27 protein-coding genes and 1 riboswitch are annotated in these 26,407 nt (G+C 71.4%); of the genes, 11 read left to right on the top strand and 16 right to left on the bottom strand.

From position 1 onward, the window contains the following. Positions 1 to 42: 42 nt before the first annotated feature. Positions 43 to 705, bottom strand: a complete 663-nt coding sequence (locus ACIHAD_RS43590) for a Crp/Fnr family transcriptional regulator (RefSeq protein WP_397360719.1) — start codon at positions 703 to 705, stop codon at positions 43 to 45. A 32-nt stretch (positions 706 to 737) separates the two neighbouring features. Then, on the bottom strand, positions 738 to 2,750 hold the full coding sequence (locus ACIHAD_RS43595; protein ID WP_397360720.1) for an adenylate/guanylate cyclase domain-containing protein: 2,013 nt from the start codon (positions 2,748 to 2,750) through the stop codon (positions 738 to 740). Between the two features lie 196 nt (positions 2,751 to 2,946). Between ACIHAD_RS43595 and ACIHAD_RS43600 the strand changes: the two genes are divergently transcribed. Next, positions 2,947 to 3,822 (top strand): hypothetical protein, encoded by an 876-nt coding sequence (locus tag ACIHAD_RS43600; RefSeq protein WP_397360721.1) that lies wholly within the window; start codon positions 2,947 to 2,949, stop codon positions 3,820 to 3,822. A gap of 74 nt (positions 3,823 to 3,896) precedes the next feature. Here ACIHAD_RS43600 and purL read toward each other — a convergent pair whose 3' ends face one another. The 4 genes from purL to purS form a co-directional block, all read right to left on the bottom strand. Then, positions 3,897 to 6,149 (bottom strand): phosphoribosylformylglycinamidine synthase subunit PurL, encoded by a 2,253-nt coding sequence (gene purL / locus ACIHAD_RS43605; RefSeq protein ID WP_397360722.1) that lies wholly within the window; start codon positions 6,147 to 6,149, stop codon positions 3,897 to 3,899. Continuing rightward, positions 6,146 to 6,829 carry a phosphoribosylformylglycinamidine synthase subunit PurQ gene (gene purQ / locus ACIHAD_RS43610; RefSeq protein ID WP_397360723.1) on the bottom strand — a complete coding sequence of 228 codons (684 nt, stop codon included), beginning with the start codon at positions 6,827 to 6,829 and terminating at the stop codon, positions 6,146 to 6,148. The genes purL and purQ overlap by 4 nt, the downstream gene beginning before the upstream one ends. Positions 6,830 to 6,958: 129 nt before the next feature. Next, on the bottom strand, positions 6,959 to 7,348 hold the full coding sequence (locus ACIHAD_RS43615; protein WP_352320494.1) for an ATP-binding protein: 390 nt from the start codon (positions 7,346 to 7,348) through the stop codon (positions 6,959 to 6,961). A 221-nt stretch (positions 7,349 to 7,569) separates the two neighbouring features. After that, complete coding sequence (gene purS, locus ACIHAD_RS43620) at positions 7,570 to 7,815, bottom strand: phosphoribosylformylglycinamidine synthase subunit PurS (RefSeq protein WP_352320496.1); 246 nt, start codon at positions 7,813 to 7,815, stop codon at positions 7,570 to 7,572. 227 nt (positions 7,816 to 8,042) lie between these two features. Between purS and pdhA the strand changes: the two genes are divergently transcribed. The 3 genes from pdhA to ACIHAD_RS43635 are packed head-to-tail and all read left to right on the top strand — an operon-like array spanning position 8,043 to position 11,586. Next, complete coding sequence (gene pdhA, locus ACIHAD_RS43625; protein ID WP_397360724.1) at positions 8,043 to 9,134, top strand: pyruvate dehydrogenase (acetyl-transferring) E1 component subunit alpha; 1,092 nt, start codon at positions 8,043 to 8,045, stop codon at positions 9,132 to 9,134. Then, complete coding sequence (locus tag ACIHAD_RS43630; RefSeq protein WP_397360725.1) at positions 9,131 to 10,111, top strand: alpha-ketoacid dehydrogenase subunit beta; 981 nt, start codon at positions 9,131 to 9,133, stop codon at positions 10,109 to 10,111. The genes pdhA and ACIHAD_RS43630 overlap by 4 nt, the downstream gene beginning before the upstream one ends. A 17-nt stretch (positions 10,112 to 10,128) precedes the next feature. Next, the gene (locus ACIHAD_RS43635; RefSeq protein WP_397360726.1) at positions 10,129 to 11,586 is read left to right on the top strand and encodes a dihydrolipoamide acetyltransferase family protein; all 1,458 of its coding nucleotides are present in this window, start codon (positions 10,129 to 10,131) and stop codon (positions 11,584 to 11,586) included. 41 nt (positions 11,587 to 11,627) lie between these two features. On the opposite strand, the gene ACIHAD_RS43640 is transcribed toward ACIHAD_RS43635, so the two are convergent. From ACIHAD_RS43640 to ACIHAD_RS43655, 4 genes are read right to left on the bottom strand one after another with little or no spacing between them, the layout of a single operon-like run. Beyond that, positions 11,628 to 12,800: an adenylosuccinate synthetase gene (locus tag ACIHAD_RS43640; protein ID WP_397360727.1), complete on the bottom strand. Its 1,173-nt coding sequence runs from the start codon at positions 12,798 to 12,800 to the stop codon at positions 11,628 to 11,630. Further along, the gene (locus ACIHAD_RS43645; protein ID WP_397360728.1) at positions 12,797 to 13,732 is read right to left on the bottom strand and encodes a hypothetical protein; all 936 of its coding nucleotides are present in this window, start codon (positions 13,730 to 13,732) and stop codon (positions 12,797 to 12,799) included. The genes ACIHAD_RS43640 and ACIHAD_RS43645 overlap by 4 nt, the downstream gene beginning before the upstream one ends. Positions 13,733 to 13,743: 11 nt before the next feature. Further along, the gene (locus ACIHAD_RS43650) at positions 13,744 to 14,598 is read right to left on the bottom strand and encodes a molecular chaperone DnaJ (RefSeq protein WP_397360729.1); all 855 of its coding nucleotides are present in this window, start codon (positions 14,596 to 14,598) and stop codon (positions 13,744 to 13,746) included. After that, positions 14,595 to 15,326, bottom strand: coding sequence for an NUDIX domain-containing protein (locus ACIHAD_RS43655; RefSeq protein WP_397360730.1), 732 nt, complete (start codon positions 15,324 to 15,326; stop codon positions 14,595 to 14,597). The genes ACIHAD_RS43650 and ACIHAD_RS43655 overlap by 4 nt, the downstream gene beginning before the upstream one ends. A 78-nt stretch (positions 15,327 to 15,404) precedes the next feature. Between ACIHAD_RS43655 and ACIHAD_RS43660 the strand changes: the two genes are divergently transcribed. Continuing rightward, positions 15,405 to 15,698, top strand: coding sequence for a Dabb family protein (locus ACIHAD_RS43660; RefSeq protein WP_397360731.1), 294 nt, complete (start codon positions 15,405 to 15,407; stop codon positions 15,696 to 15,698). Here the strand turns inward: ACIHAD_RS43660 and ACIHAD_RS43665 are convergent. From ACIHAD_RS43665 to ACIHAD_RS43675, 3 genes are all read right to left on the bottom strand, one after another. Then, a complete protein-coding gene (locus tag ACIHAD_RS43665; protein ID WP_397360732.1) occupies positions 15,695 to 15,919 on the bottom strand; it encodes a hypothetical protein in 225 nt (74 codons plus the stop codon). The two genes, ACIHAD_RS43660 and ACIHAD_RS43665, sit on opposite strands and share 4 nt — an antisense overlap. A 71-nt stretch (positions 15,920 to 15,990) precedes the next feature. Further along, positions 15,991 to 16,929, bottom strand: a complete 939-nt coding sequence (locus tag ACIHAD_RS43670; protein WP_397360733.1) for an MBL fold metallo-hydrolase — start codon at positions 16,927 to 16,929, stop codon at positions 15,991 to 15,993. A 60-nt stretch (positions 16,930 to 16,989) separates the two neighbouring features. Continuing rightward, positions 16,990 to 18,795, bottom strand: coding sequence for an acyl-CoA dehydrogenase (locus ACIHAD_RS43675; RefSeq protein WP_397360734.1), 1,806 nt, complete (start codon positions 18,793 to 18,795; stop codon positions 16,990 to 16,992). A 103-nt stretch (positions 18,796 to 18,898) separates the two neighbouring features. Here ACIHAD_RS43675 and ACIHAD_RS43680 point away from each other — a divergent pair, with 103 nt between their 5' ends. From ACIHAD_RS43680 to ACIHAD_RS43695, 4 genes are all read left to right on the top strand, one after another. After that, a complete protein-coding gene (locus tag ACIHAD_RS43680; protein WP_397360735.1) occupies positions 18,899 to 19,696 on the top strand; it encodes a class I SAM-dependent methyltransferase in 798 nt (265 codons plus the stop codon). 25 nt (positions 19,697 to 19,721) lie between these two features. After that, a riboswitch (guanidine-III (ykkC-III) riboswitch) is annotated at positions 19,722 to 19,781 on the top strand. 33 nt (positions 19,782 to 19,814) lie between these two features. After that, the gene (locus ACIHAD_RS43685; protein ID WP_397360736.1) at positions 19,815 to 20,135 is read left to right on the top strand and encodes a DMT family transporter; all 321 of its coding nucleotides are present in this window, start codon (positions 19,815 to 19,817) and stop codon (positions 20,133 to 20,135) included. Between the two features lie 4 nt (positions 20,136 to 20,139). After that, positions 20,140 to 20,523 carry a VOC family protein gene (locus tag ACIHAD_RS43690; RefSeq protein ID WP_397360737.1) on the top strand — a complete coding sequence of 128 codons (384 nt, stop codon included), beginning with the start codon at positions 20,140 to 20,142 and terminating at the stop codon, positions 20,521 to 20,523. Between the two features lie 24 nt (positions 20,524 to 20,547). Then, positions 20,548 to 21,471 carry a zinc-binding dehydrogenase gene (locus ACIHAD_RS43695; RefSeq protein WP_397360738.1) on the top strand — a complete coding sequence of 308 codons (924 nt, stop codon included), beginning with the start codon at positions 20,548 to 20,550 and terminating at the stop codon, positions 21,469 to 21,471. On the opposite strand, the gene ACIHAD_RS43700 is transcribed toward ACIHAD_RS43695, so the two are convergent. After that, positions 21,437 to 21,886 (bottom strand): hypothetical protein, encoded by a 450-nt coding sequence (locus tag ACIHAD_RS43700; protein ID WP_397360739.1) that lies wholly within the window; start codon positions 21,884 to 21,886, stop codon positions 21,437 to 21,439. The genes ACIHAD_RS43695 and ACIHAD_RS43700 overlap by 35 nt on opposite strands. Before the next feature lie 75 nt (positions 21,887 to 21,961). Here ACIHAD_RS43700 and ACIHAD_RS43705 point away from each other — a divergent pair, with 75 nt between their 5' ends. Beyond that, positions 21,962 to 22,888 carry a GNAT family N-acetyltransferase gene (locus tag ACIHAD_RS43705; RefSeq protein ID WP_397360740.1) on the top strand — a complete coding sequence of 309 codons (927 nt, stop codon included), beginning with the start codon at positions 21,962 to 21,964 and terminating at the stop codon, positions 22,886 to 22,888. Positions 22,889 to 22,904: 16 nt separating this feature from the next. Here the strand turns inward: ACIHAD_RS43705 and ACIHAD_RS43710 are convergent, their stop codons facing one another. Continuing rightward, the gene (locus ACIHAD_RS43710; protein ID WP_397360741.1) at positions 22,905 to 23,447 is read right to left on the bottom strand and encodes a PadR family transcriptional regulator; all 543 of its coding nucleotides are present in this window, start codon (positions 23,445 to 23,447) and stop codon (positions 22,905 to 22,907) included. Positions 23,448 to 23,540: 93 nt separating this feature from the next. Between ACIHAD_RS43710 and ACIHAD_RS43715 the strand changes: the two genes are divergently transcribed. Continuing rightward, a complete protein-coding gene (locus tag ACIHAD_RS43715) occupies positions 23,541 to 24,281 on the top strand; it encodes an alpha/beta hydrolase (protein ID WP_397360742.1) in 741 nt (246 codons plus the stop codon). Here ACIHAD_RS43715 and ACIHAD_RS43720 read toward each other — a convergent pair. Then, on the bottom strand, positions 24,259 to 26,271 hold the full coding sequence (locus ACIHAD_RS43720; RefSeq protein ID WP_397360743.1) for a molybdopterin-dependent oxidoreductase: 2,013 nt from the start codon (positions 26,269 to 26,271) through the stop codon (positions 24,259 to 24,261). The genes ACIHAD_RS43715 and ACIHAD_RS43720 overlap by 23 nt on opposite strands. Positions 26,272 to 26,407 lie beyond the last annotated feature (136 nt).

Genomic DNA, 26,407 nt, shown 5'->3' on the forward strand with positions numbered 1-26,407 from the left:
CCCCACTATGACGTACGTCGTACGTCCGTTTTGTACCAGGGGTCACCTGGCTCGCCTGCGTAACCCCTCGACGTCGTGGATGACCACCCGCAGCCTGCCCGTCTCGATGAGCCCGCGGTCGCGCAGGGAGCGCAGCGCCTTGCTGACCGCCTCGCGCGAGGAGCCGGTCCAGCCGGCCAGCTCGTCCTGGCTGAGCGGAAGGGCCACGCGCACGCCGGCGGCGGTCGGCTCGCCGTACCGGTCGGCCAGTTCGAGCAGCCGGGTCGCCACCCGGCCGGTGGTGTCGAACGCGCCGTACTCGACGCGCTTGCGGTCCGAGTCGCGCAGCCGGTCGACGACGAGCTGCAGGAGCAGGACGGCGATGCGGCCGTGCGCGGCCAGGAAGCCGCTGAAGTCGCGGATCACGATGCCCTGGACGGGCTCCAGCGCGGTCACGGTGGCCGAGCGCGGCGAGCCGTCCACGGCCGACATGTCGCCCAGCAGCGCCCCGGGGCCGCGGACCGCCAGGACCACCTCGGTGCCGCTGCTCGTGTGCGAGGACACCTTGACCCGGCCCTGTGTCAGCACGAGCACCCAGTCGGCCGTGTCGCCCTCGTTGATCACCGTCGTGCCGCGGTCCCACCGCCGCGGGCGCCCGGCGGCTCGCAGGGTTTCGATCTCCTCGGCGGTGAGCATGGAAAGGAACTCGCCGGGCTCAGGATCCATGCGCCGATTATGGACGTACGGCTATTGCCGTTCTATGGCAATCCAGTCAGAACGTACGCGGCCACGGGTTCTTCCTTGCCCTTCAGGCTGAGCCGTCCCAGGGCGTTCACCGAGACGTCGCGGCCGAGCTGCCTGAGCGTGGTCTCGCCGATCACCACCGTCCCCGGCTCGGCCAGGGCCTGCAGCCTGGCGGCCACGTTGACGCAGTCGCCCATCGCGTTGAAGCCGCGTAACTCGGGGCTGCCGATGTTGCCGACCAGCGCGGGGCCGGTGTTGACGCCCACCCGGAAGGTCGGCCACTCCACCTCGTCCACGCGCTTCCAGGCCATCTCCTCGGCCACCTCGGCCGCGGCCCGCTGCATCTCCAGCGCGGCCCGGCAGGCCGCCCTGGCATGGCCCTCCTGCGTGGCCGGCGCGTTGAACAGGGCCAGCATCGCGTCGCCGACGAACTGCACGATCGTGCCGCCGTTGTTCAGGACGCAGGGCACGGCGGCCGTGTGGTAGCGGTTGAGCATCTCGACGATCTCGCCGGGCGTGACCTGCTCGGAGAACGAGGTGAAGCCCTTGAGGTCGGCGAAGAGCGCGGTCAGCTCCTTCAGCTCGCCGCCGAGCGCCGCCCGCGCGGGGTCGGCGAGCAGGGCGTTTGCCACGTCGGGCGACATGTACTGGCGGAAGAGCGTGTCCAGCTCCTGGTAGAGGCGGGCGTTCTCCAGCGAGATGGACAACTGGCCGGCCAGGGTGGCGGCCAGCGCCTCGTCCTGGCCGGTGCGGCCCACCGGCACCTCCAGCACGCCGGCGAGGTGGCCCCTGACCGTGAGCGGGTAGGCCAGCCGGTGGTCGCGGCGGATCGGTCCGTCGCCGTCGAACTCGTACGCGCGGGAGCCGATCTGGGTCCTGCCCTCCGAGATCAGCGCGATCTTGACGTCCCCGTACGCCTGCCTGACCCGGTCGAGCGCGGTGGTCAGCAGTTCGCCCTCCGGCAGGCCCACGCGGGTCTGCGCGCTCACCGCCACCAGCGCGGCCAGCCGCTCCGACAACTCCCGCTCGTGGGCCAGCGCCTGCCCGGCCCGGTCGAGCACGGCGGCCTGGCTCTCGTTCAGCCGGAACTTGCCCGACAGCCGGGTCGCGGCCAGCGGCTCGCCCCGGCGCACGTGCTCGACCAGCTCCTCCAGGGCCCGGTCGTAGTCCTGCTGGAGGCGCGCGACGGTCGCCGCCAGCGTCACCGAGTCGAACAGGCCGGCGCTCGACCCCTCGCGCCTGAACTGCAGGTAGGCGCTGTAGGCCACGAACACGAAGGCGAGGGTGAGCAGCGCGTGCCACTCCCACCACGACAGGTGCCAGTTGAGCTGCGACATCCCGGCGACCATCGCCTCGGCCAGCAGCGCGTACGCGGTGATCAGGCTGACCAGCATGGCCGAGGGGCGGCGGCGGTGGAGCAGGAACATCATCACACCGGCCGCGCCGTACAGCAGGACGCCGGGGATCGAGGCCGGCCCGAGCCAGCTCACCGGCGCGACCGGCGGCGGCTCGCTGAGCGCGGTCAGCTCGGGCACCAGCGAGACCAGCCCCCACAGCAGCAGGAAGCCGAGCAGCATCGCCCGGACGAAGTGCTGCGCGCCCAGGACGCCCCTGGCGGCCCGCTCGCCCAGCGGCAGGGCCGAGGCGAACGCGAACATCGACGCGATCGTGAGCCCCACCTGCTGCCCCAGGTCGAACCCCAGCGAGCCGGTCGGCAGGATGATGCCCGGCGTGGCCAGGCCGTGCAGCAGGAAGAAGCCCGCGCTGCTGAGGAACACCATGGACACCAGGAACAGCCGGGCGTCCTGACGGCGGCGCGCGGCCTCGGTGATCAGCCCGCCGAGCGCCACGTTGACGCCGGCCACCGCGAGGATCATCCAGAAGTGGCCGGCGTTGTGCTGCCAGACGACGTTGAGGTGCTGCCGGGTGAGCAGCAACCAGAGCCCCAGCAGGGGAAGGGCGAGGTGGATGACCCAGACCACGCCTCGGACGGGCTGCGTGGCCGGCGGCAGGTAGGGGCTGGGCACAGACCCGATTATGCACGCGGGATCGCCGCCGCCAATGCGTCGTTTTACCCACTGGCTCCGCGACAGTCGGTCAATTCGGTCAGTAACCCTCCGTTTCGTGACATACACGTTATGTAGTTCTTGCCAACCATTGGAACGGTTGAAACGTGAATCTCATGCACAACATGAGCATCACTTGTTCCCTGGAAGGAAAGCCGTGGCTATCAAGGTTCGCGGTGGGCGCACGCTCACCCTCGCCACTGTCGGAGCGCTCGCCGCCTCGCTCCTCGCTGTCGGTGGCGTGGCCACCGCCTCGTCGGCTGCGAGCGAGGTGTACGCCTGCGTGCACAAGAAGACGCGGTACGTCCGCATCGTCAACCCGACCACGCCCTGCCGGAAGACCGAAGAGCGCATCGTGATCGGCGGCAGCACGACGCAGCTGAACGGCGGCACGTCCGGCCCCAAGGGCGACCAGGGTCCCCAGGGCAAGCAGGGACTCAAGGGCGACACCGGCGCGCAGGGCCCGCAGGGGCCGAAGGGCGAGACGGGCCCGGTGGGCCCCCAGGGCAAGCAGGGCCTCCCGGGCAAGGACGGCAAGGACGGCCTCCCCGGCAAGGACGGCCAGGACGGCAAGCAGGGCCTCCCGGGCAAGGACGGCCAGGACGGCCTCCCCGGCAAGAATGGCCAGGACGGCAAGAACGGCCTCCCCGGCAAGGACGGCGAGCGCGGCCCCGCGGGCCCGCAGGGTCCCCAGGGCCCCAAGGGTGAGCCCGGCAAGGACGGCGCCGGCGCCGCCTACACCACCTACACCAACGACGCGTCCATCAGCGGGCTCGGCTCGGCGACCGCCACCTGCGACAAGGGCGGCTCGCCCACCGGCGGCGGCTTCTCCTTCGGCACCCTGAAGAACGCCGTCGTCATGGGCAGCTACCCCGGCGCCGGCGGCTGGACGGTGACCGTCGCCAAGGACGACAACGGCGGCGGCAACAACCTCACCGCCGACACCCAGGCCCAGACCCAGAGCCACGGTGGCGGCAACAACGGCACCAGCGTCTCCGGCAAGGTCTACGTCATCTGCATCAAGAAGGTCTGACAACGCTGAAAAGGGCCGGTGCGGGGCGAACCCCGCACCGGCCCTTTCCCGTCGAACCGTCGAACCGTCGAACCTCAGCCGAACAGCGCGGGCAGCGTGGCCGAGTGGGTCTCGCGGATCTCCTCGATCCCCACCTCGAACACGCCCTCGACCACCAGCGACTCCCCGCCGGTGACCCCGAGCCCGTAGCAGGGCACCTCGTGCCGCCCGCACAGCGCCGCGAACTCCTCGAACGCCTCCGGCCGCACCACGACCAGGGCCCGCGCGGCCGACTCGCTGAACAGGTCGGTGAACGGCTCGCCGCTCAGCGCCACCGTGGCCCCGATGCCGCGCGCCATGCACGACTCGGCCAGCGCCACGGACAGCCCGCCGTCGGACAGGTCGTGCGACCCCTCCAGCAGCCCGCGCGCCGCCGCCTCGACCAGCACGGTCGCCAGCGCCTGCTCGGCCTCCAGGTCCGCGTGCGGCGGCAGGCCGCCCAGGTGGCGGTGGGCGACGTGCGCCCACTCCGAGCCGCCGAACTCCTCGGCGGTGTCGCCGAGCAGCACGACCCGCAGCCCTGCGGCGGTGAACCCGGACGGCACCCGCTTGGCCACGTCGTCGATGACGCCGAGCACGCCCACGACCGGCGTGGGGTTGATGGCCGTCGAGCCCGTCTGGTTGTAGAAGGAGACGTTCCCGCCGGTCACGGGCACGCCGAGGGTGCGGCAGGCGTCGGCGAGCCCGCGTACGGCCTCGGCGAACTGCCACATCACCTCGGGGTCCTCGGGCGAGCCGAAGTTGAGGCAGTTGGTGACGGCCAGCGGCTTGGCGCCGGTCACGGCCACGTTCCGGTACGCCTCGGCCAGCGCGAGCTGCGCCCCCGCGTAGGGGTCGAGCTTGGCGTACCGCCCGTTGCCGTCGGTGGACAGCGCGATGCCCCGGGTGGTCGGCTCGGCCCCGGCCATGACCTCGGAGATGCGCAGCATCCCGGCGTCGGCGGGCTGGGCCAGCACGGTGTTGGAGCGGACGTACCGGTCGTACTGGGAGGTCACCCACTCCTTGGAGGCCAGGTTGGGCGAGCCGAGGAGTTGCAGCAGGGTGGCCCGCAGGTCGTCGGGGCGCGCCAGCCGGTCGGGGGTGTCGGAGTTGAGCGCGCCCTGCCCGGACGGCTCGTGGTAGGGGCGCTCGTAGACCGGGCCGTCGTCGGCGGCGGTGCCCGGCGGGATGTCCACGATGACCTCGCCGTCCCAGGTCATGACCAGGCGGCCGGTGTCGGTGACCTCGCCGATGACGGTGGCCGGGACGTCCCACTTGGCGCAGATCGCCATGAACGCGGGGATGTCGTCGGGCCGGACCACGGCCATCATCCGCTCCTGGGACTCGCTCATCAGGATCTCCTCGGGCCTGAGCGAGGAGTCGCGGAGCGGGACCAGGTTGAGGTCGACCTTCATGCCGCCGGTGCCCTTGGCGGCCAGCTCGGTCGTGGCGCAGGAGACGCCGGCCGCGCCGAGGTCCTGGATGCCGACGACGACGTCGGCCGCGTAGAGCTCCAGGCAGCACTCGATGAGCAGCTTCTCCATGAACGGGTCGCCCACCTGCACGGCGGGCCGCTTGGCCTGCGACTCGTCCTCGAACGTCGCCGAGGCCAGCACGGACGCGCCGCCGATGCCGTCGGGGCCCGTGGACGCGCCGAACAGCACGACCTGGTTGCCCGGGCCGGGCGCGGTGGCCAGCTTGATCTGGTCCTTGCGGAGCAGGCCGACGCAGAGCGCGTTGACCAGCGGGTTGCCGATGTAGCAGGGGTCGAAGACGACCTCGCCGCCGATGTTGGGCAGACCCAGGCAGTTGCCGTAGTGGCTGATGCCCTCGACCACACCGGGCAGCACCCGCCGGGTGTCGACCGCGTCGGCGCCGCCGAAGCGCAGCGCGTCCATGACGGCGATCGGGCGGGCGCCCATCGACATGATGTCGCGCACGATCCCGCCGACGCCGGTGGCCGCGCCCTGGTGCGGCTCGACGTAGGACGGGTGGTTGTGCGACTCGATCTTGAACGTGGCCGCCCAGCCGTCGCCGATGTCGACGACGCCCGCGTTCTCGCCCATGCCCACGAGCAGCGCCTCGGACTTGGGCGCCTTGGTGGCGAACTGCCTCAGATGCACCTTGGACGACTTGTACGAGCAGTGCTCGGACCACATGACGCTGTAGATGGCCAGCTCGGAGCCGGTGGGACGGCGGCCCAGGATCTCTGTGACCCGGTCGTACTCGTCCTGCTTCATCCCCAGCTCGGCGAAGGGCATCGGCTCGTCGGGGGTCTCGGCGGCCCGCTTGACGTTGTCGGTGCTCATGCGTTCACCAGATTCTTCAGGATGGACGTGAAGAAGCCGAGCCCGTCGGTGCTCGGCGCGCCGACCAGCTCCTCCACGGCGTGCTCGGGGTGCGGCATGAGGCCGACCACGTTGCCCGCCTCGTTCCGGATGCCCGCGATGTCGTTGAGCGAGCCGTTGGGGTTGCCGCCGGCGTAGCGGACGACGACGTGGCCGCCGGACTCCAGCGCGGCCAGCGTCTCGTCGGAGGCGACGTAACGGCCCTCGCCGTGCTTGACCGGCAGCACGATCTCCTGGCCCCGCTCGAAGGAGCCGGTCCAGGCGGTGGCGGTCTGCTCGACCGTGAGCCGCTGGTCGCGGCAGACGTAGTGGAGCGAGGCGTTGCGGGTGAGCGCGCCGGGCAGCAGGTGGGCCTCGCAGAGGATCTGGAAGCCGTTGCAGGTGCCGATCACCGGCAGGCCGGCCCTGGCGGCCGGGATGAGCTCGTCCATCAGCGGGGCGAACTTGGAGATCGCGCCGCACCGCAGGTAGTCGCCGTAGGAGAAGCCGCCGGGCAGGAAGACGGCGTCGACTCCCTTCAGGTCGTGGTCGGCGTGCCACAGCGGGACCGCCTGCGCGCCCACGAGGCGCACGGCTCTGGCGGCGTCCTGGTCGTCGAGAGTTCCTGGAAACGTGACTACGCCCACACGGGCAGCGCTCATGACAGTCGTCCCCTCCGAGGAATGCGCACGCGCGTGCCACCGTCTCTTTGGGGGCGGACGGCGGTCTACGGCGGTGTACTCAGATTATCGGGTGCGCGGCTGTGTTCCGGGCAGCGGGTCGGACAGCGGTCAGACAGCGGCCAGCTCGCGGTGACGGGCGCCCTCGGCCTCGTCGTCCCAGGCGAGCATCTTGCGCAGGTGGACCGTCGTGCCGCGGCCGGGCGTGGTGCCGAAGGAGATCTCGTCCACCACGGACCGCATGATCAGCAGGCCGCGGCCGTTCTCGGTGTCGGGCGGAGGGAAGTGCAGCGGCATCGACGGAAGGCCGTCGCCGCTGTCGGCGACGCGCACGTCGCAGCGGCCGTAGCCGATCGACGCCGAGACCTCGTAACGATTGGCGGGGCCGCCGTGTCGCACCGCGTTGGAGCACGCCTCGGAGACGGCGAGCAGCATGTCGGCGATGCAGGTCTCGCTCACGTTGAGTGAACGCATCGCATCGCCCAGCACTCGCCTGACCATCGGTATGCCGATCGCATCCCGAGGCAGCGCCAACGAGAACTCAATATCCACCGGACTCCTCCGGGCTCCGGAATGTCACCTGGAGTAGGTTTCCCTGTGAAATCGGGGCTAACCGCAAAATCACGTTGTTGTTATTTAGTGTTGGCACGCCCGTGGCATTGTGGCATGGCCGAACGCGACTTTAACCCACCAGGGGTAAAACCAGGCATCAAATGTGCCTTCTACCCCTCAACCCGGACGCTGTAGTCCTCGATCACGGTGTTGGCCAACAGTGTCTCGGCCATCTTCCGTACCTCGTCGAGGGCCGCCTCGTCGGCCGGGCCTTCCAGCTCGACCTCGAACCGCTTGCCCTGACGGACGGCCGAGACGCCGGAGAAACCGAGCCTGGGCAGCGCCCTGGCGATGGCCTGGCCCTGCGGGTCAAGGATCTCGGGCTTCAGCATGACGTCTACGATGACGCGCGCCACTGCGTTCCTCCTGGGTGAGCGGGTGCTTGGGAAAGCAAGCCTACCGGCGTGCATGGCCGTCAACACAACGGGAACGGGGAGGACATGGGGCTTGCGCGGAGGGCTGTGACGTCTGCCACGATGTCCCCAAACGCGTATGAACCACCACCACATGGTTCGCACGCACACACGGCTGGCCTCAGGTGGCGACCCCATCGACACCGGCCCCGATCGCACAGGAGCGGCACGTGACAGTCGACGCCTCTCGTGGTGCCGAAGCACCCCCTGAGCTCGTGCAGTTGCTCACCCCCGAGGGAGTACGGGTCGAGCACCCCGACTACGACATAGACCTGACGCCCGAGGAGGTCAGGTCGCTCTACCGCGACCTGGTGCTCGTCCGGCGCATCGACCTGGAGGCCGTGGCGCTGCAGCGCCAGGGCGAGCTGGGCATCTGGGCCTCGCTGCTCGGTCAGGAGGCCGCCCAGATCGGCTCGGGCCGCGCGCTCACCGACTCCGACATGGCCTTCCCCACCTACCGCGAGCACGGCGTCGCCTGGTGCCGCGACGTCGACCCGGTGAAGCTGCTGGGCCTGTTCAGGGGCGTCAACCACGGGGGCTGGGACCCCGAGGAGCACAACTTCCACCTGTACACGATCGTGATCGGCAGCCAGACCCTGCACGCGGTCGGCTACGCGATGGGCATCCAGCGCGACGACGCCTCCGCCGCCACGATCGTCTACTTCGGCGACGGCGCCACCAGCCAGGGCGACGTGAACGAGTCGTTCATCTGGGCCAGCGTGTTCAACGCGCCGATCGTCTTCTTCTGCCAGAACAACCAGTGGGCCATCTCCGAGCCGCTGGAGAAGCAGAGCCGCATCCCGCTCTACCGCCGGGCCTCGGGCTTCGGCTTCCCGGGCATCAGGGTCGACGGCAACGACGTGTTCGCCTGCCTCGCGGTGACCAGGAAGGCGCTCGAAGCCGCCCGTACGGGCCAGGGGCCGACGCTGATCGAGGCGTTCACGTACCGGATGGGCGCCCACACCACGACCGACGACCCGACCCGCTACCGGGTGGCCAGCGAGCTGGAGGCGTGGAAGCTGAAGGACCCGATCGAGCGGGTCAAGTCGTACCTGTTCCGCAACGAGCTGGCCGACCAGGCCTTCTTCGACTCCGTGACCGCAGAGGCCGACCAGCTCGGCGCCGACCTGCGCAGACGGTGCCTGGCGATGCCCGACCCCGAGCCGCTCGATATCTTCGACCACGTCTATCGCGAGCCCCACGCGCTCATCGACGGGGAGCGCGCGCAGTTCGCCGCCTACTTGGAGGGCTTCGAGAAATGACGGTGTTGAGCCTGTCCAAGGCGCTTAACGAGGGCATGCGCCGGGCCATGGAGGACGACCCCAAGGTCCTCATCATGGGCGAGGACGTCGGCAAGCTCGGCGGCGTCTTCCGCGTCACCGACGGCCTGCAGAAGGACTTCGGCGAAGACCGCGTCATCGACACGCCGCTCGCCGAGTCCGGCATCATCGGCACCGCGATCGGCCTGGCGCTGCGCGGCTACCGACCGGTGTGCGAGATCCAGTTCGACGGGTTCGTCTTCCCGGCGGCCGACCAGATCATCACGCAGCTCGCCAAGATGCCGATGCGCTCGCTCGGCGCGATCAAGCTGCCCGTCGTCGTACGCATCCCGTGCGGCGGCGGCATCGGCGCGGTCGAGCACCACAGCGAGTCGCCCGAGGCGTACTTCACGCACACGGCCGGCCTGCGCGTGGTGGCCTGCTCCAACCCGGCCGACGCCTACACCATGATCCAGCAGGCCATCAGGAGCGACGACCCGGTCATCTTCTTCGAGCCCAAGCGCCGCTACTGGGAGAAGGACGACATCGACACGGCCTCGACCGACTGGTGGACGCCGTTCGACAAGGCCACAGTCGTCCGGCCGGGCACCGACGTCACGCTGCTGGCCTACGGCCCGATGGTCAAGACGTGCCTGGAGGCCGCCACGGCCGCCGAGGACGACGGCCGCTCGCTGGAGGTGATCGACCTGCGCTCGCTCAACCCGCTGGACGAGCCGCTGGTCATGGAGTCCGTACGCCGCACCGGACGGGCGGTCGTGGTCCACGAGGCCCCGGTCTACAGCGGGTTCGGCGCCGAGCTGGCGGCCCGGATCACCGAGCGGTGCTTCTACCACCTGGAGTCGCCCGTCCTGCGGGTCGGCGGCTTCTCCACCCCCTACCCGCCGTCGAAGCTCGAAGAGCACTACCTGCCCGACCTGGACAGGGTGCTCGACGCCGTCGACCGCGCCTTCGGGTTCTGAAAGGGGGACGTGCTTCCATGCGACGCGAGTTCAAGCTTCCCGACGTCGGGGAGGGCCTGACCGAGGCCGAGATCGTCCGCTGGCACGTGCGGCCGGGCGACGAGGTCAAGGTCAACCAGATCGTGGTGGAGATCGAGACCGCCAAGTCCATCGTCGAGCTGCCGATCCCCTGGGACGGCGTGGTCGCGGGCGTGCTGGTCGAGGAGGGCCGTACGGTCGACGTCGGCACGCCGATCGTCTCCGTGGACACCGGCGGCGAGGCGGCCGGCCCCGGCCCGGACATCAAGGCGCTGGCCGACGACATGGTCCCCAACCCGCCGGAGGAGGGGGCGGTCGAGCCCGGCGCCCACGGCAGCCCCGCGCCCAAGGAGGAGCGGCAGGCGGTCCTGGTGGGCTACGGCGTCAAGACCGGCGCCTCCAAGCGCCGGGCCCGCAAGCAGCCGCCGGAGCCCATCCCGGCCGCCCCGGTGGCCAACCCGTCCCGCGTGGAGGTGCCGGGCCCTGCGACGGCCCGTCCCGCCGAGGCGGCCCCCGCGCAGGCCGCCCAGCCCGCGCAGGCCGCCCCTTCCGGTGGCGCGGTCGCGGGTGCGGGCCGGGTGGCCGTCCTGGCCAAGCCCCCGGTCCGCAAGCTGGCCAAAGACCTGGGCGTCGACCTGACCACGCTCACCGGCACCGGCCCCCAGGGTTCCATCACCCGCGACGACGTGCACGCCGCCGCCGAGGGCGGCCTCCGGGCGGCGCCCGAGCCCGTCAGGCAGGCCCGACCTCAGCAGCAGCGGGAGGAGCGCGTCCCCGTCAAGGGGGTGCGCAGGATGACCGCCCAGGCCATGGTGGCCAGCGCGTTCACGGCCCCCCACGTCACAGAGTTCCTCCAGGTGGACGTGACGGAGACCATGGAGGCGGTCAGGCGCCTGCGTGCCCTGCCCGACTTCGCCGAGGTCAAGGTCTCCCCGCTCCTGCTGGTATGCCGGGCCCTGCTCACCGGGGTCAGGCGCCACCCGATGATCAACTCCTCGTGGGACGAGGCGGCCCAGGAGATCGTGGTCAAGCACTACGTGAACCTGGGCATCGCCGCCGCCACCCCGCGCGGCCTCGTGGTGCCCAACATCAAGGACGCCCACGCCCTCCCGCTCCCCGAGCTGGCCAGGCAACTGGGCGCGCTGGCGGAGACGGCCAGGGCGGGCCGCACCCAGCCGGCCGAGATGTCGGGCGGCACGATCACCATCACCAACGTGGGCGTGTTCGGCGTCGACGCCGGCACCCCCCTCCTCAACCCGGGCGAGTCGGCCATCCTGGCCTTCGGCCAGGTCAGGGACATGCCGTGGGTGGTGAACGGCGAGCTGGCCGTGCGCAAGGTGACCACCCTCGCGCTGAGCTTCGACCACCGGATCGTCGACGGCGAGCTGGGCTCGATGTTCCTGCGCGACGTCGGCGCCATGCTGGAGGACCCGCTCCGCATGCTGGCCTGGGGCTAGAGCCAGGCGGTGACCGCCGGGAGGACCCCTCTCCCCGGTGGTCACCGCAGGCTCGGCCAGGGCGCCTTCTTGTCCCGCGCGCGGGGGCCGTACGACTCCAGCCACACGGGCGCGCCCACGACATGAGAGACCGCGGCGGGCCAGTCTGATACACCCTCCTCGTAGACCGGGGCGGCCCGCAGCAGCCGGGCCGTACGGTCCGGCTCGGCGAACGTGACGGGCCGGTCGTAGCGCACGCACATGCGCGAGACGTCCGCGTCCAGGTGGGTGAGCGCGAGGCCGTCCACGCCGCCCGCCGCCTCGGCCGCGTACCGGTGGGCGACCGCGTCGAAGTGCCCGAGCCGGAAGGCGCCCTGCCACGGTCCGGTCGGGTTGTGCGGCTCGGGCAGCTCCAGCGTGGGGTCCTCGGTCACCAGCGGGCCAGGGCCGTGCCGGGTGGTGTACGTCCGCAGCACCCCGAGCCGTGCCGCCCCCGCCCCGTCCAGCAGCTCCAGCGCGTTGGCGAAGGTCGTCGTGCTCCACGTCGTGTACGGGTCGAACCCCCACCGCTCGTCCAGCAGCACGCCCTGCGCCCCCTCGAACACGAGCGGCCCCCGCCTGACCAGCCCGGCCGCGTACGAGGAGTCCACCAGCCGCACCCGCTCGGCGAACGCCCGGTAGACGGCCACGCAGTCGGCCACCGGCGGCCCCTCGACCCCCAGCGCCTCCCGCAGCACGGTCAGCTTGTACGTCAGCTCGCGCGGCGAGTCGCCCGCCCGGGGCGCGAGCGCGCCGTGCTCCAGCCGGTACGCCATCGCCTCCCCGACGCCCATCCCGCACGACCCGTGCCGCGCGGCCCCCCGCGCCAGCTCCCGCCGGCGCCCGGCCTCGACGTGGTACGGCGTCGCCAGCAGGCAGTCGCGGTCCACCGTGAGCAGCCCGAAGGGGTCGGGCACGCCGAGCCGCGCCAGATGTTCCGCCTCGGCCGACAACGCCAGCGGATCGACCACCACGAACCTCGACAGATGCGTACGAACCCCTCGGAACGTCCCCGCGCCGAACTGCGCGAACGTGTGGTGCCGCCCGTCGTCCAGGACGACGTTGTGCCCCGCCTGCGCGCCCCCGTTGAACCGGACCACGGCGTGGACGGGCAGCGTGGCGCACGCCCAGTCCACGACCGTGCCCTTGCCGGCGTCGCCGTACCCGAGGTCGACGACGACGAGGTGCTCGTTCACGGCAGGAGCCCGTCGAGCGGCTCGCCGGTGACCACCGCGCCGCGGTCGAGCCTGGCCAGGGCCCGCGACACGGACGCGCCGGCCGTCGAGCCCAGCTCGGCCAGGTCCTCAAGGCCCTCGTCCAGGCCGATCGCGTCCTCGCCGAGCCCGACGGTGAGCGCGATCGTCTCGGACACGGCGTCGAGGTCGTCCAGCTCCAGCACGTTCTGGCCGAGCAGGCCGCGCCAGGACTCCAGCACCTCGGGGTCGCCCGCGTAGCTGGCCCCCTGGGGGAGGATGAAGTAGACGTCGTACTTGCGGGTCAGCTCGGCGACGATGTCGGCCACCCCGACGGGCGCGGCCAGGCGGTCGCCGACGATGTCCTTGACCTGGTTCCTGGACACCCGCGGGTAGGGCATCTCGTCGCCGATGACGAACAGGTAGCCGCGCTTGCCGCGCTTGTCGTGGCAGTCGATGGAGGTGTGCCTGGCCATGAAGTACATGGCCAGCTCGTAGGACTCCCGCTTCTGGCCGCCGCCCCCGCCCTCCAGCAGGATCAGGCCGAGCTGGTCGTCCATGCGGTTGTCGGACTCGAACTGGCCGACCTGCAGCGGCGCCCGGTCGCAGGTGGCGTCGCCGATCGCGCCGAACATGATCTGCGGGTCGGTGGCGTACCCCTTGCGCAGCAGCAGCCCGAGCAGGTCGGGCAGGCGGGTCTGCAGCGTGCGGGGGACCGCGCGCATCGAGCCGGTCACGTCGAAGAGCACGGCGACGGCCAGCGAGTCGGGGTGCTCGGCCGAGTCGCGGCTCTCGCGCGTCACGCCGAAGGGGTCGAGGTCGGGGTGGACCTGCCGGGCTCCGCCGTCGCTGTAGGCGAAGGCGCTGGAGCCGGTGGCCGCGCGGTAGCGCGCGGCGGAGTCGTAGACGTTCGTGGACCAGATTCCGCTGCCCATGGCAGCCTCCCTCAAAGGTGGAGCGGACGGTACGTGCGAGGCCCGTACAGGTCGTCGAGCAGGTCGTCGAGCTCGCGCAGCAACTCCCACGCGTCGGACGGCGGGCGCAGCAGGCAGCCGCGGACGAAGGCGCGCATCCGGCGCGGGCACTCGCCCATCAGTCGCTGGACGCACCCGGTCAGGGCGGCGATGTCGGCGCGCTCGTCGAGCCGGTCGCCGTGACACCAGTCGACCAGCACGAGCCCGTGGTCAAGGGGATGGACGAGGACGTGGCGGGGGAGCACGGCGCCGTGCGCGACGCCGGCCCGGTGGGCGAGCCCGGCGGCCACGAGCAGGCGACGCCAGATCCAGGCCACGTCGCGCGGGTCGAGGCCGGTGCCGACGCGTTCGAGGGTGACGAACCCGCCGGGCGCCCGGCTGATCACGTTCGCCTGCCGGACGACCTCGCCGCCGCGGTAGCGGAAACTCGCGACGAGACGGGGGACGTACGGCCGGAGGCGCGGGTCGCCGTCCGCCGCGATCTTCCGCAGCGCGGCGGCCTCGCGAACCAGCAGCCGGTCGGCGGCCGGGTCGCGGGCCACCTTGAGCAGCGAGTCCCGCTCGGCGCCGCGCCCGGCCGGGTAGAGCACGGCGGTGCCGCCCTTGTGCAGCGGCGGCCCGACCAGGAAGTCCCCGACCCGCTGACCCCGGTGGTAGCTCTCCCAGAGCGCGACCAGCCGCTTGAACGCCTCCTCGCCGCCCGGCGCGAGATCGGGATGCAGCGCCCTGGCCAGCCGCCGGTAGACGTGGGCCGGAGACCCGCCCGCGAAGAGCTCCTGGGCCGATCGTGCCCCGGTGACGATCGCCGCCGCCTGCGCCGTGTTCATCGCACCTCCTCCTCCCGTGCGGGCCGCAGCAGCGCGGGGTGGAGCAGCCGGGCGTCGCCCGCGCGGTAGAGCTTGGCGCGCGGCCCGCCCCTGGGGCCGCCGGTCTCGGTGGTCTGGCCGGTGCTCTCGACGAACCCGGGGACGGACAGGATCTTGCGGTGGAAGTTGCCCGCGTGCAGCGGCGTGCCCCACACGGTCTCGTAGATCAGCCGCAGCTCCGAGACGGTGAACTCGGGGCCGGCGAAGGCCGTGGCCAGCGGCGTGTACTCCAGCTTCGACCGGGCCCGCTCGACGCCGTCGGCCAGGATGCGGGCGTGGTCGAAGGCGAGCGGCGGCACGTCGTCGACCGGGTGCCACACGGCGGCGGCGGCGTCCGTGCCGGCCTGGGGGTCGGGCAGGTCGGGGGCGAAGGCGAGGTAGGAGATCGACACCACCCGCATACGGGGGTCGCGGCCGGGGCCGCCGTAGCTGGCGAGCTGCTCGATGTGCGCCGGCCTGGTGGCCACGCCGGTCTCCTCGGCCAGCTCGCGCACCGCCGCCTCGGCCAGGTCCTCGTCCGGCCTGATGAAGCCGCCGGGCAGCGCCCAGCGGCCCGCGTACGGCTCCACGCCGCGCTCGACGATCAGGACGTGCAGCCGCCGGTCGCGGATGGTCAGCGCCACCACGTCGACGGTGACCGCGACCGGCGCGTACAGCCGGGGGTTGTAGCCGGCCAGGAACTCGTCCATCCCATGTCCTTCTCAATCTGAGTCAATCTCGTTTTGAGAATAACTCTGGAGAAGGGCGTCTGTCGATAGGGTTGGCCCATGATTCGTCACATTGTGCTGTTCACCTGGGCCGACGACGCCACCGACGAGCAGAAGGCCGCGGTCGCGACCGAGCTGCGCAAGCTGCCGGGCGAGATCCCGCAGCTACGGGCGTACACCGTGGGGCCCGACGCCGGCATCACCGCGGGCAACCACGAGTTCGCCGTGGTCGCCGACCTCGACAGCGTGGACGACTTCGTGATCTACCGCGACCATCCCCGGCACCAGGCCGTGATCGCGCAGTACATCAAGCCGATCCTGGCCACGCGCGCCGCCGTGCAGCTCAGCCTCTAGATCTCCGGCGGGTTGTTCTCGCGGTGCATCAGCCGGTTGTCGGAGGTGCGTCCGCGCCGGGGCGCGAGCACGATGCTGAGCACGACGCCGACGCCTCCGACGATCATGAAGATGACGCCGATGATGTCCATGTGCACGCTCTGGCCGAACACGTCCGGCTCGATGGCGAACCGCAGGATGGCGCCGAGCGTGAGGAAGAAGATGCTGACCCCGACACCCATGACGACCTCCAGGCAAAGGTGAAGTACGCCCACGGTCATACCCGGGTATCGATGATCACACCCTCGCCGCGTCAGGCGAGACAGGACAGTGGCCGCCCGCCGTTGTAGGCGATCATGTCCTGTACGGCCGCGCCGATGTCGATCGGCGCGCCGGGCGGGCGTCCGTCCAGCTCGGCGTAGGCCCGGTGGAGGTTGCCCACGACGCGTTCGGGGTCGAGCAGCCCGCCCCACTCGCCGAGGTCGGTCTCCAGCGCGGCCTCCAGCGGCGTCAGGCCCGCCTCCCGGCCGTGCCGGGCGGTCTCCCGCACGAACCGCAGGTAGCCCTCGATCCGGTCGTAGACCTCCGGCCCGCACACCTCGCCGTGCCCGGGGACGATCGTCTCCGCCCCCAGCCCCCTCAGCGTGTCCAGCGCCGCGATCGCCCCGGCCACCGAGCCCATCAGGACGAACGGCGTGCCGCCGTTGAAGACCAGGTCGCCGGAGAACAGCACCCGCCGCTCGGGGATCCAGACGATCGAGTCGCTGGTCGTGTGCGCGGCCGGCCCGACGTGCCGCACCTCGCAACGCAGGTCGTCGGAGTGGAGGGTGACCCCCTCGGTGTAGGTCAGGAACGGCGGCGCGACCTCCATCGCCCCCCACACCACCTCCGGCGACCAGGCCCTCCGGTAGGCCGGGACCCCGTCGGCCAGGATCTGGGCCCGTACGCCCTCGTGCCCGACGATCGTGGCCTCGGGGAACAGCCAGTTGCCGAAGGTGTGGTCGCCGTGGTGGTGGGTGTTGACCAGCGTGGTGATCGGCCTGCCGCTGACCTTGCCGACGGCCTCCCGCAGGTCGCGGGTACGGCGCTCGGTCGAGCAGGCGTCGACGCAGATCACGCCGCGCCGCCCGGCCAGGAAGCCGGTGTTGTTGATCCACCAGCTCCCGTCGGGCTGGACGTAGGCGTAGACGCCCTCGGAGACCTCTTCGACGCGCGGCGGCGGCAGGGGGTGGTCCTGGGATGTCGAGCTCATGCCCGGAACCTAACAGGGACGCCCGCCCCCGGAGCGGGAGCGGGCGTCACACGCGGTGGCTCAGAAGGCCTCTTCGGGGAGTTCCATGAGCTCCTGGCCGGTGGCGGCCAGGATGCGCCGCTCGGCCGTCAGCCTGGGCAGCACGGTCCCGGCGAAGAACGACGCCGCGGCCACCTTGCCCTGGTAGAACGGGTCCTCGCGCTCGGCCAGCCGGGCCAGGGCCACCTCGGCCTGGCGCAGCAGCAGCCAGCCGATCACCAGGTCGCCGAGGGAGAGCAGGAACCGGGTGCTGTTCAGCCCGACCTTGTAGACCTCCTCCGGCTTCTCCAGCGAGCCGAGCGCCCACCCGGCCATGGTGTCGCCCATGACCTTGACCTCGGCGGCGGCCTCGGCGAGCAGCTTGCGCTGCTCCTTGAGCCGGCCGTTGCCGGCCTCGGAGGCGGCGAACTCGTTGATCTCGGCGAGCAGCGCGCCCACCGCGGCGCCCTGGTTGCGCAGGATCTTCCTGAAGAACAGGTCGAGGCCCTGGATCGCGGTGGTGCCCTCGTACAGGGAGTCGATCTTGGCGTCGCGGATGTACTGCTCGATCGGGTAGTCCTGCAGATAGCCCGAGCCGCCGAGGGTCTGCAGCGAGCGGGCCAGCAGCTCGTACGAGCGCTCGGAGCCGACGCCCTTGACCAGGGGCAGCAGGAGGTCGTTCATGGCCTCCGCGTGCCGGTCCTCGGGGTCGATCAGGAGGGCGTCCTGGAAGGTGGCCGTGTAGAGGACCAGGGCGCGCATGCCCTCGGCGTACGCCTTCTGCAACATCAGCTCGCGGCGTACGTCCGGGTGGTGGGTGATGGTCACCCGGGGGGCGGACTTGTCGGCCATCTTGGTCAGGTCCGCGCCCTGGTAGCGGGACTTGGCGTAGTCGAGGGCGTTCAGGTAGCCGGTGGAGAGCGTCGCGATGGCCTTGGTGCCGACCATCATGCGGGCGTGCTCGATCACCATGAACATCTGCTTGATGCCCGCGTGCACGTCGCCGACCAGCCAGCCGATCGCCGGGTGCTTGTCGCCGAAGGTGAGCTCGCAGGTCGTGGAGACCTTCAGGCCCATCTTCTTCTCGACGTTGGTGACGTAGGCGCCGTTGCGCTCGCCCAGTTCGCCGGTCTCCAGGTCCACGTGGAACTTGGGCACCAGGAACATCGACAGGCCCTTGGTGCCGGGACCGTGGCCTTCGGGACGGGCCAGGACCAGGTGGAAGATGTTGTCGGCCATGTCGTGCTCGGCGCTGGTGATGAAGCGCTTGACGCCCTCGATGTGCCACGTGCCGTCGGGCTGCTGGACGGCCTTGGCCCGGCCGGCGCCGACGTCCGAGCCCGCGTCCGGCTCGGTGAGCACCATGGTGGCGCCCCAGTTGTGCTCGATGGCCAGCTCGGCGAAGCGCTTCTGCTCCGGCGTGCCCAGCTTCCACAGGGTGTAGGCGAAGTTGGGGCCGGCGGCGTACATGTACAGGGCTGGGTTGGAGCCGAGCACCATCTCGGCGGTCGCCCAGGCGAGGCTGCGCGGGATGCCGGGACCGCCCAGCTCGGCGGGCAGGTCGAGGTGCGCCCAGCCACCCTCCACCAGAGCCTTGTACGACTTCTTGACGCCCGCGGGGACGGTCACCGTGCTCGTGGCGGGGTCGAACACCGGCGGGGTGCGGTCGCCCTCCTCGAAGGAGTCGGCGAGCACGCCGGTCGCCAGCCTGTCGACCTCGTCCAGGATGCTCCGCGCGACGTCCTCGTCCACTTCGCCGAAGGGCCCGGTGCCGAGGATCTCGCGTCGACCGAACACCTCGAAGAGGTTGAATTCCAGGTCACGCACGTTGCTCTTGTAGTGGCCCATGGGTGCAGATCTCCTTGAACCGAGGTCTTCATGTACTGGCCAGTAACCTTACCTGCAATGCTACCCGCGGGTAACCCCGGCCATGCATGGCATGCTCGACTCCATGGACGCCGAAGAACTCGCCACCAGGTGGCGGGAGCGACTGGAATCCTGGGCCATCCCCGAGGAGATCCTGGCCAAGGCTCCGGCCGATCCGTGGAGCCATTCACCGGCCCGGTTCGCCACCCGGACCGACCGGGCGCTGGCCGAGCCCGACGACGGCCCGACCATGACCCGGCTCGCCGAGGCGCTGCCCGACAAGGGCACGCTCCTCGACGTCGGCTCGGGTCCCGGCGCCGCGTCGCTGCCGCTGCGCGAGCGCATCGGCCACCTCTACGCGGTGGACACGTCCGCGCCCATGCTGGAGGGCCTGAAGTCCAGGGCGATGAGCCTGGGCGTGCCGGCCACCGCCGTCGAGGGGCGCTGGCCCGACGTGGCCGGCCAGGTGCCGGTGGCCGACGTGTCCGTGGCCGCGCACGTGGTCTACAACGTGCCCGACCTGGCGGAGTTCCTGCGGGCGCTCGACAGCCGCACGCGCGGCCGGGTGGTGCTCGAACTCACGCACCGCCATCCCATGAGCTGGATGACGCCGCTCTGGCAGCACTTCCACGGCGTCGACCGCCCGGTCCGGCCCATCGCCGAAGACTGCGTGGCCCTGGCCGCGGCGCTGGGCTTCGCCGTGCGCGTGGAGGAGCGGGAGGCGCCCCTGGAACGTTTCACGACGGTCGAGGAGCTGGCCGAGAGCGCCTGCCGCCGGGTGTGCCTCGACCCGTCCAGGGTGGACGAGGTGGCCGAGACGGCCGTCGAGCTGGGGATGTGGCCGGTGCCGCGCGACCGCTGGGTCACCGTCTGGTGGGAATGATCCGCTTCTCGGGGTCGTTGACCCCATTGAGCCGACCGCTCCCGGACGAGACGCGCCGTACCCGGAAACGCCAAGACGACGCACGTACCCGTACGTCTCGTCCTCAGGAGTACTGATCATGGCGTGGATCCTCATCGTGCTGGCCGGCCTGTTCGAGGTGGCCATGGCACTGTCGCTCAAGCTCAGCAACGGGCTCAGCAACCTGTGGTGGACCCTGTCCTTCCTGGCCACGGCCGCCCTCAGCTTCGGGCTGCTCGCCTACGCGCTCAAGTCCCTGGAGGTCGGCACCGCGTACGCCGTGTGGACCGGCATCGGGGCCGTCGGCACCGCGATCCTCGGCATGGTCGCCATGGGCGACGACGTGTCGCCGCTGCGCCTGGCCTCGATCGCGCTCATCCTGGCCGGTGTCGTGGGGCTCAATCTGGCTGGTGGACACTAGTGCGATGATCGAGATCCATGCCATCACCGTCGACGCCGCCGATCCCTATGAGATCGCGACCTGGTGGAGCCGGGCCACCGGGTGGCCGTTGGGCGAGGGTGACAAGCCAGGGGCCGACGAGGTCATGCTGCGTACGCCGCAGGACCCGTTCCTGCTGTTCATCCGCGTGCCCGAGGCCAAGACCGGCAAGAACCGGGTGCACTTCGACGTCAACGGCACCGGCGGGCGTACCCGCGACGAGGAGGTCGAGCGGCTGCTCGGCCTCGGCGCGACCGTCTCCCAGGACCAGCGCAGGCCCGACGGCACGGGCTGGGTGACGATGCTCGACCCCGAGGGCAACGAGTTCTGCGTGTGCAGGAGCGAAGCCGAGCGGGCCTTGCCGGAATGATGTTCTGTCGGTGAAGCTGGCCCCATGAGTGTGAGGGCCGTCGTCTGCACCGAATACGGCAAGCCGGTCGAACTGGTCGGGCTGCCCGATCCGATCCCCGGTCCCGACCAGGTGGTCGTCGAGGTCGAGGCGGCCGGCGTCAACTTCGTGGACGGGCTGATGGTGCGCGGCGGCTACCAGATCAGGCCGCCGTTGCCCTTCACCCCCGGCTACGAGGTGGCCGGGCGGCTGCCCGACGGGCGCAGGGTCGTGGCGATCACCGGGCTGGGCGGCTTCGCCACGCGGGTGCTGGTGCACCGGGCGCAGGCCGTACCGCTGCCCGAGGGTTTCGACGTGCTCGCGGCGGCGGCGTTCCCGCAGAGCTACTGCACCGCCATGTACGCGCTCAGAGAGCGCGGCCGGCTGCTTCCCGGCGAGCGGGTGCTCGTGCTCGGGGCGGGCGGCGGTGTGGGGCTGGCCGTGGTCCAGGTCGCCAAGGCGCTCGGGGCCGTCGTGCTGGCGGCGGCGTCCACCGGTGACAAGAGGGAGCGCGCCCGGCGGGCGGGAGCCGACGACGTGACCGGCTACGACGGTCTGAAGGACGCGGCCAGGGCGTGGGGCGTGGACGTGGCGGTCGACCCGGTCGGCGGCGAGCTGTCGGAACAGGCCCTTCGCGGGCTGCGCGAGGGCGGGCGGCTCCTGGTCGTCGGATTCGCCTCGGGCGGCATCGCGAGGCTGTCCGCCAACCAGGTGCTGCTGCGTAACCGGGCGGTGGTGGGCGTCGACTGGGGCGCGTGGTCGATGGGCCACGCGGTGGAGAACCGGGCCATGCTCGAAGGTCTGCTGGCGATGCCGGGCATCGTCCCGGCGGCGCCGGAGGTCAGGCCGCTGGCGGAGGCGGGCCGGGCCATGGACGACCTGCTGGAGCGACGGGTCACCGGGAAGATTGTGCTCGTCCCTTCATCGTGAGGGTCAGGATCGCGGCGATCAGGTAGACCAGCGCGCCGTGCCACATCGCCTGCACGGCCGAGCCGAACACGCCCTCGCCGTCGAGCACGAGCTGCACCGGGTAGTCGAGCACCGCCGTGATGGCGGCGGGCAGGAGCGCGAACTTCCACGGGTGCCGCAGCGACCAGAGCCGGGCCTGGCGGGTGACGCGGTCGCCCTCGTTCGGCTTGGCGACCGAGCCGATCGCGGCGATCAGCGCGAAGAGGCTGATGCCGAGCCCCAGGGCCCAGACCAGGTCGCCGTCGCCGGTGAGCGCGCCCATCCCGAAGCTGGCGGCCGACACCACGGTGCCGCCGATGGCGGCGGTCTTCCAAGGGGCGCCCCGCAGGGCCGCCGCGGACAGTGAGACTTCATCGCGTCTACTGATTTCGTTCATGTCCTCATAGTGCCGCCGTGGGGCCCCTGGGGGCATCGGGGACCGACCCTGACCTGTCCCTGACATGATTCCCATATGACGGAAATCGCCATTGTGCAGTTGGGGCCGGACGAAGGGGAGCGGCTGAAGGAGGTCCGGCTGCGGGCGCTCCAGGAGTCACCGGACGCGTTCGGCTCCTCGTACGCGCGGGAGGCCGGGTTCTCCGCCGACGACTGGACCGGACGGCTGAAGAACCCGCACTCGCGGTGGTGGGTGGCCGAGGACGACGGCCTGGGCGACGTGGGCCTGGTGTGCATGCTCCTGGAGGAGTCCGGCGCCCACCTGCTGTCCATGTGGGTAGCCCCCGAGGCCCGGGGACGCGGGCTCGCCTCCCGGCTGGTGGACCGGTCCGTCGAGTGGGCCCGTTCGTCCGGGGCCGAGCAGGTTCAGCTCTGGGCCGTCGACGGCAACCACGCCGCCCGCGCGCTCTACACGGCCAAGGGCTTCATCCGCAGCGGCAAGGTCATGGCCCTGCCCTCCGACCCGTCCCTCATGGAGTCCCACTACGTGTTGTCCCTGCTGTTCCGCCAGGCCCGCAAGGAGGACCTCCCGGCCATCGTGCGGATGCTGGCCGACGACCCGCTCGGCGCCGTCCGCGAGGGTGCCCCCGACGACACCCGCTACCTGATGGCCTTCGACCGCATCGAGGCCAACCCGTACGACGAGCTGATCGTGGCCGAGCAGGAGGGCGAGGTGGTGGGCACGATGCAGCTCACGTACCTGGCCGGGCTGTCGCGGCTGGGCTCGGAGCGCTGCCAGATCGAGGCCGTCAGGGTGGCCGCCTCGACGCGCGGCCAGGGGCTGGGCGGGAAGATGATCCAGTGGGCGATCGACCGGGCGCGGGCCAGGGGGTGCGCCGTCGTCCAGCTCACCTCCGACAAGTCGCGCGCCGACGCCCACCGCTTCTACGACGCGCTCGGCTTCACCGCCTCACACGAGGGCTACAAGCTCTCCCTGACCTGAACCGCCATCCCCCCGGTCACAGGCTGTCGCCGAGCTGGGTCAGCATCCAGCGGCACCACTCGGCCCGATGCCGCTCGTAGCTCAGCCCGCAGCGCAACGTCGCGTAGCCGCCGAACCGCGGGTCGCCGAAGGCCGGCGCGCCGCCGAACGACGCCTCCTGCCGCTCGTAGTCGGCCAGCCGCTCCTCGTGCGCGGCGAGCTGCTCGGCGAACAGCCGCCGCAGCAGCTCCGGCTCGGCCAGCCACGCCGCGTACGTCTTCAGCACCAGCTCGTCGCGCTCCGGCCGCTCGCGCGGCGGCTCGGTGACCCATATCCGCAGCGCCGCCAGGCCGTCGGGGGTCAGGTGGTAGACCTTCTTGGCCTGCGGTCCAGGCCCGTGCGCGCTCTCGAACCCGACCAGCCCGGCCGACCGCAGCTTCTGCAACTCGGCGTGGATCTGGCTGTGCCCGGCCGTCCAGAAGTAGCCGACCGGCCGCCGCATGGCCGCCGCGAGGTCGTATCCGGTGCGATCGCCGCGCGCCAGCACCGCCAGGATCGCGTATCCGAGCGTTGAGGTCATGGTGGGTCCAAGGATATGGTGCTTGCGGCACTATGTCAGTTCAGACATAGTCAGAAGAAGGGCGCGGCGGCCATGCGGAAGATCGTCGGATGGATGGCACTCCTCACACTGGGGCTGACCGGCTGCGGGGGCACGGTCGGCACCGGCGCGACCGCCGTCCGCACCACGGCCGCCGAGGCCCCTGCTTCTGACCCGACCCCCACCCCGAGCGCGCCGCCCACCGGCCCCAACGTCTCGGGCTGCTTCACCGAGCAGGACGGCAAGATCTTCACCCATGTCCGCGACCTGCCCGGCGTGATCACCGGCGACGGCCCGGTGGGCGTGGTGATCAGCTACGAGCGCCGCGGCACCGTGTGCTCCTGGCGCCCGCTGTCCGACCGCCTGGTCGCCGCCGGCTACCGCGTCCTGCTGTACGCCAGGGACGCCAACCTCCTGCCCGAGGACGGCGCCGTCGCCATGGGCAGGCGCCTGGCCAAGGAGAAGGGCGTCGAGCGGCTGTTCCTGGTCGGCGGCTCGATCGGCGCCACAGCCTCGGTCCCCGCGGCCGAGAAGCTGGGCGCCGAGGTGGCCGGCGTCGTCGCCCTGTCAGGCGAGATCGACAAGGGCGACGCCGCCGCGCTCACCGTGCCGCTGCTGCAGATCGGCTCCGAGCACGACTCCTACGGCGGCGCCCAGTCGATGCGCGAGGCCGAGGCCGCCGCGACCAAGGCCCCGGACAACCAGGTGCTGGTCATCCCCGGCGAGTCCTTGCACGCCTCGGCCCTGCTCGGCAGCCCTCACGCCACCAAGGTGCTCGACGCGGTCGTGGCGTTCATGGACCGGCACAAGGGCTGATCTCGACCAGGTTGTCGTGGAAGGCCGGCCCCTTGCCCATGTCGGCGTCCCGCTCGGCCACGACGGCGTTCGCGTTCGCGCCGCCCGGGGTCAGCTTCGGCCACCGGCCCTTGGGGGAGGCCACCACGCCGGGCGCGACGCGGTCGCTGATCTCCACGTCGGCCAGGAACTCGCCGCCGTCGTTGTGCACCCGTACGCGCTGCCCGGCCGTCAGCCCGCGGGCCGCCGCGTCGGCCGGGTTCACCAGCACCGCCGGTCCCTTGGCCCGCCGCCGCAGCTCCGGGTTGTTGGCGAAGATCGTGTTCAGGAACGTGTGCGAGGCCGGCGTGACCAGCGTCAGCGGGTACGCCGACCGCGCGGCGACCGCCGTGTGCGGCGGCACGTACGCCTTCCCGGCGGGCGGGAAGCGCAGCCGCCCGGAAGGCGTCGGGAAGCCCTCGGCGAACGGCGCGAACGGCTTGGGGTAGTTCATCCGCACCCACCCCTCCTTGCGCAGCCGGTCCAGCGTGACGCCTTCGAGCGACGGATGCCCGCTCGACAGCAGCGACTCGGCCAGCTCCAGGTCGGAGTCGTACAGGGACGGCTCGGTCAGGCCCATGTGCGCGGCCAGCCGGCGGAAGGTCTCGGTCGTGGACAGGCACTCGCCGGGCGGCGGCACGGCGGGCTCGTTCCACAGCAGGTACAGGTGGCCGTACCCGGCGTGCAGGTCCATGTGCTCGGTCTGCATGGTCGCGGGCAGCACGATGTCGGCGTAGTCCACGGTGTCGGTCGGGAACTGCTCCATGACGACCGTGAACAGGTCCTCGCGGGAGAGCTGTCGCCTGATCGCGTTGGCGTCGGGGGTCGAGCCGAGCGGGTTGGCGGCGTACACCCACAGGCACTTGACGTCGTCGAGCTGGGAGCCGAGCTTGGTCATGACCAGCGTGCGCACGGGCTTGGCCAGCAGGTCGTCGCGGGTGTCGAGGTTGACGCGCACGTGACCGCTCGTCGAGTACGCCACGCCGCCGCCCGGATGCCGCCAGTCGCCGGTCACGCCGGGGATCGCGGCGATCGTGCGCATGGCGGCGCCGCCGCCCGCGTGCCGCTGGATGCCCATGGTGGCGCGGATCGCGGTCGGCCGGGTGTGGGCCAGGCGCGTCCCCAGGCTGTGGACGTCCTCGGCGGGGATGCCGGTGATCTCCGCCACCCGCTCGACCGGGTACTCCAGGATCTCCTCGCGGAAGTCCTCCCAGCCCTCGGTGTGCTCGGCCAGGAACTCCTCGTCCTGCGCGTTCTCCGCGAGCACGACGTTGAGCAGCCCGAGCGCGAGCGCGGCGTCCGTGCCCGGCCTGATCGCCAGGTGCTGGTCGGCCTGGTCGGCCGTCCTGGTGCGGATGGGGTCGATGGCGACCACGTACGCGCCGTCCGCGCGGGCGTCCTGGATGAACTTCCACAGGTGGTGGCCGCTGGTCAGCGTGTTCGTGCCCCAGAGCAGGATCAGCCTGGCCTGGGCGAAGTTCTCCGGGTCCATGCCGCCCGCGGTGCCGTTGGCCCTCATCAGCCCGCTGCTGCCGGCCGCCGAGCAGATGTTCAGCCAGTGCTTGGACGCCCCCAGCACGTTCCAGAACCGGCGGCCGGCCACGCCCTCGCAGCCCTGGAGATACCCCAGCGACCCGGTGCCCAGGTACGGCCAGATCGCCTCGCCGCCGTGCTCGTCCACGATGGCGCGCAGCCGGGTCGAGATCTCGTCGAGCGCCTCGTCCCAGGTGATCCGCTCGAACTGCCCCGACCCCTTCGGCCCGGTACGCCGCATCGGGTACAGGATGCGGTCGTCCGCCTGCGTGTGCTCCAGGTACCGGTTGACCTTCACGCACAGCGCGCCGCGGGTGTAGGGGTGGTCGGGGTTGCCGCGCATCTTGACCGCCTGCCCGTCCCGCACGGTGACGACCCACGAGCAGGTGTCCGGGCAGTCAAGCGGACATGCCCCCAAAACCCTCAAATCACCCGACATGCGGCAAGCCTACGTCGAGGGCCGGGCGTAGCGGGCGACCACGTACGCCATCGCGTCCGAGGTCGCCTCCAGCGCAGCCCTGCCGACGTTCCCCAGGCCGTCGCAGGCCTTGTGGGAGCAGGGGTCCTTCGGGACG

This window comes from Nonomuraea sp. NPDC052265, from assembly GCF_044547985.1.
Classification (GTDB): domain Bacteria; phylum Actinomycetota; class Actinomycetes; order Streptosporangiales; family Streptosporangiaceae; genus Nonomuraea.

Coding starts and splice junctions, on each gene's coding strand:
- ACIHAD_RS43590 (WP_397360719.1), bottom strand. CDS start 705: ATGGATCCTGAGCCCGGCGAGTTCCTTTCCATGCTCACCGCCGAGGAG.
- purL (WP_397360722.1), bottom strand. CDS start 6,149: ATGAGCACCGACAACGTCAAGCGGGCCGCCGAGACCCCCGACGAGCCG.
- purQ (WP_397360723.1), bottom strand. CDS start 6,829: ATGAGCGCTGCCCGTGTGGGCGTAGTCACGTTTCCAGGAACTCTCGAC.
- ACIHAD_RS43615 (WP_352320494.1), bottom strand. CDS start 7,348: ATGGTCAGGCGAGTGCTGGGCGATGCGATGCGTTCACTCAACGTGAGC.
- ACIHAD_RS43630 (WP_397360725.1), top strand. CDS start 9,131: ATGACGGTGTTGAGCCTGTCCAAGGCGCTTAACGAGGGCATGCGCCGG.
- ACIHAD_RS43635 (WP_397360726.1), top strand. CDS start 10,129: ATGCGACGCGAGTTCAAGCTTCCCGACGTCGGGGAGGGCCTGACCGAG.
- ACIHAD_RS43645 (WP_397360728.1), bottom strand. CDS start 13,732: ATGGGCAGCGGAATCTGGTCCACGAACGTCTACGACTCCGCCGCGCGC.
- ACIHAD_RS43650 (WP_397360729.1), bottom strand. CDS start 14,598: ATGAACACGGCGCAGGCGGCGGCGATCGTCACCGGGGCACGATCGGCC.
- ACIHAD_RS43655 (WP_397360730.1), bottom strand. CDS start 15,326: ATGGACGAGTTCCTGGCCGGCTACAACCCCCGGCTGTACGCGCCGGTC.
- ACIHAD_RS43660 (WP_397360731.1), top strand. CDS start 15,405: ATGATTCGTCACATTGTGCTGTTCACCTGGGCCGACGACGCCACCGAC.
- ACIHAD_RS43665 (WP_397360732.1), bottom strand. CDS start 15,919: ATGGGTGTCGGGGTCAGCATCTTCTTCCTCACGCTCGGCGCCATCCTG.
- ACIHAD_RS43670 (WP_397360733.1), bottom strand. CDS start 16,929: ATGAGCTCGACATCCCAGGACCACCCCCTGCCGCCGCCGCGCGTCGAA.
- ACIHAD_RS43675 (WP_397360734.1), bottom strand. CDS start 18,795: ATGGGCCACTACAAGAGCAACGTGCGTGACCTGGAATTCAACCTCTTC.
- ACIHAD_RS43680 (WP_397360735.1), top strand. CDS start 18,899: ATGGACGCCGAAGAACTCGCCACCAGGTGGCGGGAGCGACTGGAATCC.
- ACIHAD_RS43685 (WP_397360736.1), top strand. CDS start 19,815: ATGGCGTGGATCCTCATCGTGCTGGCCGGCCTGTTCGAGGTGGCCATG.
- ACIHAD_RS43690 (WP_397360737.1), top strand. CDS start 20,140: ATGATCGAGATCCATGCCATCACCGTCGACGCCGCCGATCCCTATGAG.
- ACIHAD_RS43695 (WP_397360738.1), top strand. CDS start 20,548: ATGAGTGTGAGGGCCGTCGTCTGCACCGAATACGGCAAGCCGGTCGAA.
- ACIHAD_RS43700 (WP_397360739.1), bottom strand. CDS start 21,886: ATGAACGAAATCAGTAGACGCGATGAAGTCTCACTGTCCGCGGCGGCC.
- ACIHAD_RS43705 (WP_397360740.1), top strand. CDS start 21,962: ATGACGGAAATCGCCATTGTGCAGTTGGGGCCGGACGAAGGGGAGCGG.
- ACIHAD_RS43710 (WP_397360741.1), bottom strand. CDS start 23,447: ATGACCTCAACGCTCGGATACGCGATCCTGGCGGTGCTGGCGCGCGGC.
- ACIHAD_RS43715 (WP_397360742.1), top strand. CDS start 23,541: ATGGCACTCCTCACACTGGGGCTGACCGGCTGCGGGGGCACGGTCGGC.
- ACIHAD_RS43720 (WP_397360743.1), bottom strand. CDS start 26,271: ATGTCGGGTGATTTGAGGGTTTTGGGGGCATGTCCGCTTGACTGCCCG.